The sequence below is a fragment of the Vibrio mimicus CAIM 602 genome, from assembly GCF_000338875.1.
Taxonomy (GTDB): domain Bacteria; phylum Pseudomonadota; class Gammaproteobacteria; order Enterobacterales; family Vibrionaceae; genus Vibrio; species Vibrio mimicus.
Window position 1 is genome coordinate 1 of the sequence record NZ_AOMO01000051.1, and the last position, 5,851, is coordinate 5,851.

The 5,851-nt window shown below is 45.4% G+C and carries 5 protein-coding genes and 4 tRNA genes; 6 read left to right on the top strand and 3 right to left on the bottom strand.

Translation table 11 applies throughout. From position 1 onward, the window contains the following. Positions 1–317: 317 nt before the first annotated feature. Together pssA and D908_RS04390 are read right to left on the bottom strand one after the other, a co-directional pair. The gene (gene pssA, locus D908_RS04395; protein ID WP_005526277.1) at positions 318–1,658 is read right to left on the bottom strand and encodes a CDP-diacylglycerol--serine O-phosphatidyltransferase; all 1,341 of its coding nucleotides are present in this window, start codon (positions 1,656–1,658) and stop codon (positions 318–320) included. Positions 1,659–1,752: 94 nt separating this feature from the next. After that, the gene (locus tag D908_RS04390) at positions 1,753–2,175 is read right to left on the bottom strand and encodes a GNAT family N-acetyltransferase (RefSeq protein WP_032467693.1); all 423 of its coding nucleotides are present in this window, start codon (positions 2,173–2,175) and stop codon (positions 1,753–1,755) included. Between the two features lie 36 nt (positions 2,176–2,211). Between D908_RS04390 and murB the strand changes: the two genes are divergently transcribed. Continuing rightward, positions 2,212–3,285, top strand: a complete 1,074-nt coding sequence (gene murB, locus D908_RS04385; protein ID WP_005526282.1) for a UDP-N-acetylmuramate dehydrogenase — start codon at positions 2,212–2,214, stop codon at positions 3,283–3,285. Beyond that, positions 3,282–4,244, top strand: a complete 963-nt coding sequence (gene birA / locus D908_RS04380; protein WP_005526285.1) for a bifunctional biotin--[acetyl-CoA-carboxylase] ligase/biotin operon repressor BirA — start codon at positions 3,282–3,284, stop codon at positions 4,242–4,244. Before murB ends, birA begins: the two co-directional genes overlap by 4 nt. A gap of 59 nt (positions 4,245–4,303) precedes the next feature. On the opposite strand, the gene coaA is transcribed toward birA, so the two are convergent. After that, positions 4,304–5,227 carry a type I pantothenate kinase gene (coaA, locus tag D908_RS04375; RefSeq protein WP_005526287.1) on the bottom strand — a complete coding sequence of 308 codons (924 nt, stop codon included), beginning with the start codon at positions 5,225–5,227 and terminating at the stop codon, positions 4,304–4,306. 208 nt (positions 5,228–5,435) lie between these two features. Between coaA and D908_RS04370 the strand changes: the two genes are divergently transcribed. The 4 genes from D908_RS04370 (at position 5,436) to D908_RS04355 (ending at position 5,832) form a co-directional block, all read left to right on the top strand. Next, a tRNA-Thr gene (locus D908_RS04370) sits at positions 5,436–5,511 on the top strand. A 36-nt stretch (positions 5,512–5,547) separates the two neighbouring features. After that, a tRNA-Tyr gene (locus D908_RS04365) sits at positions 5,548–5,632 on the top strand. Between the two features lie 35 nt (positions 5,633–5,667). Then, a tRNA-Gly gene (locus D908_RS04360) sits at positions 5,668–5,742 on the top strand. Positions 5,743–5,755: 13 nt separating this feature from the next. After that, a tRNA-Thr gene (locus tag D908_RS04355) sits at positions 5,756–5,832 on the top strand. Positions 5,833–5,851: the final 19 nt, after the last annotated feature.

Sequence of the window (5,851 nt, forward strand, 5' to 3'; positions counted from 1 at the left end):
GAAACACTATCACTACCGATACTCGTGCCCCTCGTCGAGTTCCCTTCCGCCTTCTCTGATTTCCTGCTTTCTCTTTCTTTTTGTACTCCCGCATCCCAGTATCAACGCTGCTGCACTTTATTCCATTCCAATGTCTAATAACATTCAAATGACCGCTTAGCGGTTACTTGCGTGCAGAGGAATACGTTTAGTGCCGTTTTACCTAGAGTCATTACGGTTTTTTTGGGGGGGGCTGAAATGAGATGATAATGAGATAACAAAAAGCCGATACGTTGGGCATCGGCTTGAAGGATTATCACGAATCTAGAATTTTAAGGCTACAGTATCTGTTTGAGAACTCGATCAGCTTTTAGACGCATAATTCTACGAACTAAACGTTGAACTCGATCTGGGTACTGCTCCGGTTTCTCAATTTGCTTATAAGTGCAGATGAGCTGGGTATGTTGCAGTATGTTTTCAATTTCTGCATCGAATTTCTCCGTTAGGTGATGGTAATCATCGCGGATCAAAATCGCGTTTTCCAGATCGAGCTTCCACGCTCGCGGATTGAGGTTATTACCTGTCAGTAGCATGTAGCGTTTATCTACCCAAATTCCTTTGAGATGGAAGCTATGATTCTCATGTTTCCATAGATGGATAGATAGTTTACGACTCGCTATGTGCGCTTCATTTGTTTTAGCAAAACGGCGAAGATTCAGCTCATATAAGTAAGGTAAGCCACCAATAGTTTTGAAAGGTTCTTCGGGAGCAATATAGAAATCGTTAGCGGTTTTATCACCAATCACGATATGGACTTTCACCCCACGTCGCAGCGCTTTTTTTACTTCTTTAGCAATGCTTGGTGGAAAATTAAAGTATGGCGTACAGATGAAAACTTCATCTTTGGCTGAAGCTAATAGTTGGACGATTGCTTGATTGAGTCGGTTTCTACGTCTTCCAAGGCCTACTAGTGGAACGACTGCTACCTGACTTTCTGCGACTTTTTGCTTGGCAAACTGATAATTAGCCAGAGCAAGCGAGGCGCGAAATTGGCGGATATCGGCTTTAATTTCTTTGGTTGTAGGTTTGCTATCGCAAGCAAGATTGTTCACTGCCGGGTGAGCGAGCATTTCTTGTTGGATAAATTGTACCATGCTATCTGCAAGAGTCGTGTTTTCGAGGGTATGGTAACGATCGAAACGATAACGATCATGGTACTGTAGGTAAACGTTATTAAGGCTGGCTCCACTATAGATAACCTGATCATCAATAATGAAGCCTTTAAGATGTAGCACGCCGAAAACTTCGCGTCCTCTTACTGGGATACCGTAAACAGGAATGCAGTGCTCATATTGCTGAGCAAAGTCTCGATACATGGCCGCATTGCCTTCGGATGCGGCGGCGCCAATCAATCCACGTTGGGCACGATGCCAGTCAACGCAGATATGAATGTCGAGACCTGGGTTACGTTGCTTAGCTGCGTATAGTTCAGTGAGGATTTCACGGCCAGCATCGTCATTTTCTAAATAGAGTGCAACGAGGTAGATGCGTTTGCGCGCCTGACGAATCGATTCCACCAAATGAGTTCGAAATTCCGCAGCAGAGAGCAGTACGCCGAACTTGTCAGGATCTTGCGCAATCGCTGGTAGTTGTTCGATAGGGTTTCTTCGAGCAATCATTGGGATGCATTACCTTGTTGTGTGCAAAATTGCGAGCAGTGGATATTACCAAAACTGGTTAAGAAAAGGCTAGAAATGGCGACCATTCTTGACATTAGTTCGCTTGATATTGCATCGGAATGAGATCCTTGCCTGCTCTAGAGTAACGTTCAAAGCGAATATGCAATTCGGGAGGAAGCTCGGATGCCTCTATTCGAACAAAACCGCCTTGTTGATAGAAATGTTCGAGGTGTGCGTAAGCAAAGCAGTATGTGGAGCTGTTAAGTAATTCCTTTTGGCAATGATGGAGAAGTTGCTTACCGATACCTTGTTGGCGCGTTTGCTCTTTTACCGCCATGCCAGTGAGTAAACGATGAACACCAATCGCACGAAAACGTACAACGGCGATGATTTCTGTTTTTTCCAATGCCACAATGATCTGCTCATCACTTTTGGGTTTAGTCCCTGGGTAGTACATTTTATAAAAACGTTTGATGAGCGGGAGTTTGATGGGATCAAATTGCTGAAACTCTAACATTGGTCTTTCGTGCTTATTGGTCATCTGAGGTAGAATGTGGCCAGTTTAAGTTATCCTAAGACGACCATGCAAATTCAACTCGGGGTCAGCCTAAAGCCCTATCACACCTTTGGTATTGAACAATCTGCTGCGCAATTAGCAGTAGCAGAATCGATTGATGATCTAAAAGCCCTGTACTGTTCAGCGCAATGGGCAAGTGTGCCTAAGCTGATCATTGGCAAAGGCAGCAATATGCTGTTTACTCGCCCTTACTCGGGGATGGTGATACTGAATCGACTGTTTGGAATTGAGCATCAACAAGATGAGAGCTATCACTGGCTCCACGTGGCAGGAGGAGAAAATTGGCCTTCACTAGTGGCTTGGTGCATCGAGCAAGGTATTGGTGGGCTTGAAAATCTTGCGTTGATCCCAGGCTGTGCAGGTTCGGCGCCAATTCAAAATATTGGTGCTTATGGAATCGAGTTTAAAGATGTCTGCCACTACGTGGATTATCTATGTCTAGAAACGGGTGAAGTGAAGCGTTTGACGGTAGAAGAGTGTCAGTTTGGATATCGCGATTCGATTTTTAAGCATCAGCTTTATCAGAAAGCGGTGGTCACTTCGGTTGGACTGAAACTAGCTAAAGCTTGGCAGCCGATTATCAATTACGGCCCGTTAAAAGATCTTCCTTTGACTTGTACTGCACACGATGTGTATCAGCGAGTTTGTGAAACTCGAATGGAGAAATTGCCCGATCCTACAGTAATGGGGAATGCGGGGAGCTTCTTCAAAAACCCTGTAGTCAGTGAGCAAGAGTTTGCTCGTTTACAATCGTTGCACCCAGATATTGTTGCTTATCCTGCTGAGCAGGGAGTCAAAGTGGCTGCAGGGTGGCTGATTGATAAAGCGGGATTGAAAGGTCAGCAAATCGGTGGGGCGAAAGTACACCCCAAACAAGCTTTGGTGATTGTGAATACAGGCGAAGCTTGTGCGGAAGATATCTTGCAACTGGCGGCCTACGTAAAACAACAAGTGCTTAAATGTTACGGTATCGAACTGGAGCACGAGGTGCGTTTTATGGGGGAAAGTAAGGAAACCAATCTGACCCAATGGATGAGTGAACAAGAATGAAAGAGCACGGTGCCAAATTAACCATACTCAAACAGTTGTCGGATGGAGATTTTCACTCTGGTGAAGTACTGGGAGCTCAATTAGGGATCTCGCGCGCAGCAATCAGTAAACACATTCAAGGTATCCGAGAGTGGGGAGTGGATGTGTTTCGGGTTCAAGGCAAAGGTTATCAACTCGCACAACCTATGATGCTACTTGAGCAATCAGTGATTCAATCTCAAGTGACCAACCCTGTAGAGTTGCATCCGATTATTGGTTCGACAAACCAATATCTGCTTGATCACGTAGGCACTCTGTCATCTGGAACTGTTTGTTTAGCTGAATATCAAGCCAGCGGACGTGGTCGACGTGGCCGCCATTGGGTATCCCCCTTTGGTGCCAATCTTTATCTCTCTATGTACTGGCGCTTAGATGCTGGTATGGCGGCTGCGATGGGACTGAGTTTGGTGGTTGGTGTGGCGATTGTCGAGGCGCTGGAAGCCATGGGTGCGAATGGCGTAAAGCTCAAATGGCCAAATGATCTCTATTATCAAGACAAAAAGCTGGCGGGCATCTTAGTGGAAATGTCTGGCCAAGCAGGTGCAGCTGCGCATTTGGTGATTGGGATGGGAATCAACCTTGCGATGCGCGATAACGAAGGCAATATTGATCAACCGTGGGTTAGTCTTGCGGAAGTCACGGGTCAAAGTTGCATCGATCGCAATACCTTAGCCATCAATCTTATTACTGCTTTAGATCGCACCTTACGCCAATACGAAATTTCTGGAATGCAGAATTTCGTTGAACGTTGGAATCGTTGGGACAATTTTATTGGCCGCCCAGTCAAACTTTTGATGGGGACGAATGAGGTTCGTGGGATTGAGCGTGGGATTGATGAGCACGGTGGCGTGCTATTAGAAACCGAAGACGGCTTAAAAAGCTTTATTGGTGGGGAAATATCACTGCGTAAAAGCGACTAAGACAAAATAAAGAGGCGAAAGCCTCTTTATTGCTATGAGAGTCGTCCGGCTGGAAAGGATTATTTACGTAGTAGCACTTCTTCTACAGTATGGTTAAGCCCTTTACGCAAAATCAGATGAGCACGCCCTTTAGTCGGAAGAATATTCTCAACCAGATTCTTACCGTTGATGGCTTCCCAAATCGAACGTGCTTTTTGCTCTGCCTGCGTCTCGGTTAGGGCAGTGTAGTGACTGAAATACGAACCGGGCTTTTTAAAAGCACCTTGGCGAAATTTCATAAAGCGTTCGACATACCATTTCTCGATCTGTTCACTATCGGCATCGACATAAATCGAAAAATCGAGGAAATCAGAAATAAACACACGATGCGGATCGTGAGGGTAGTCCATACCACTTTGCAGTACATTCAATCCTTCGATGATTAGCACATCCGGACGATCCACCACTTTCAGCTCATCGGTAATGTCGTAAGTCAGGTGTGAGTACACGGGAGCGACCACATTCGGCTGTCCCGCTTTGACTTCGGATACAAACTCAACCAACCGACGAATATCATAAGATTCAGGAAAGCCTTTCTTGTGCATGATGCCGCGTTCAGTCAGCACTTTATTCGGATACAGAAAACCATCAGTAGTAATCAGTTCAACTTTAGGATGGTTTTCCCAGCGTGATAACAGGGCTTTCAGCAAACGAGCGGTTGTGCTTTTACCTACCGCTACACTGCCCGCAATTCCAATAACAAACGGTGGTGCAGATTCGGTATTCCCCAAAAACTGATGCAATACACCATTACGACTTTGACGAGCTGCAACATACAGATTGAGCAGGCGAGCGAGAGGAAGATAAATTTCAACCGCTTCAGTCATGGTTAAATGATCATTGATCCCTTGTAACTCTTTAAGATCGCTTTCAGAAAGCGTCATGGGTACTGAATTGCGCAATTCAGCCCAGTGTTGGCGATCAAAGGTTAAGTAGGGACTCATCATCGGCTCAATCATGTGGTTAATAATAAGGAGAGCGAAAATACAATAAGGTAAAGATAAAACAAAATAGAATGATGTGAGAATTAGCGATTGCGCGGTAATTTGACTGAAAAAACATCGATTAAACAAAATCCTCTGAAAAATGAGTTTTTTTTCGAGATAAGGGTTGCAACCCCAAAGATCATTCACTAGAATGCGCACCACTTATGCCGACTTAGCTCAGTAGGTAGAGCAACTGACTTGTAATCAGTAGGTCACCAGTTCGATTCCGGTAGTCGGCACCATTTTCTCCATTAGCAGTGAAAATGGTCAAAAAATTTGGAGGGGTTCCCGAGTGGCCAAAGGGAGCAGACTGTAAATCTGCCGGCTCCGCCTTCGATGGTTCGAATCCGTCCCCCTCCACCATATTCTTAAGGAAATAGCTCTCAGAGTTACGTGTTGCGGGCATCGTATAATGGCTATTACCTCAGCCTTCCAAGCTGATGATGCGGGTTCGATTCCCGCTGCCCGCTCCACTCATTTTAGAGTGCTGATATAGCTCAGATGGTAGAGCGCATCCTTGGTAAGGATGAGGTCGGTCGAGTTCGATCTGCCTATCAGCACCAGCTCTAATCACTCTAAGCA